This is a genomic window from Cuspidothrix issatschenkoi CHARLIE-1 (genome assembly GCF_002934005.1).
Lineage (GTDB): Bacteria > Cyanobacteriota > Cyanobacteriia > Cyanobacteriales > Nostocaceae > Cuspidothrix > Cuspidothrix issatschenkoi.
Genome location: NZ_PGEM01000189.1, coordinates 499 through 1,099, shown reverse-complemented (window position 1 = coordinate 1,099; position 601 = coordinate 499). Strand labels below are relative to the sequence as shown.

Sequence of the window (601 nt, the reverse complement as noted above, 5' to 3'; positions counted from 1 at the left end):
CCCTATTAGAAATTCCCGTTTTATTAATTTTAGGAGTTCTTGCGGGTTTATTGGCGGCTTTATTTAGTCGGGGATTAATATTTAGTATTCAAGCTTATCGCCGTTTACATATTAGTTTACCTTTGCAGGTAGCTTTAGCTGGTTTAGCTTCTGGTTTAATTATGTCTTTGCTACCAGAATATTTTCGGGATAATACAGGTTTGCGGGAGTTTTTAATTGCCAGTGAACCGAATATACCGTTAGCAGCAATTGTGTTTATTGCCCAATTTGTCTTAACCTTAATTGCCTTTGGTTCAGGCGCACCTGGGGGATTATTTGCACCCAGTTTAATTTTAGGTTCTTGTTTAGGACATATTATTGGTGTTTGTGAATTGCAAATATTTGGAATTGGTTCACCGACTACCTACGCCTTAGCCGGAATGGGGGGATTTTTTAGCGCTGTTTCCAAAGTTCCTATCACTGCAATTGTGATTGTTTTTGAAATGACTACAGATTTTAATTTAGTTTTACCATTAATGGTGGTATCTGTGACATCTTATCTTGTATCTGAGAATATTTTTCCTGGTTCACTTTATGACAAACTTTTAAAATTAAATGGCAT

General features: G+C 36.1%; 1 protein-coding gene. It reads left to right on the top strand.

Annotated elements, in window-relative coordinates:
• On the top strand, nt 1-601 hold a 601-nt coding region (locus CUN59_RS22220), incomplete at both ends, for a chloride channel protein (RefSeq protein ID WP_438501836.1).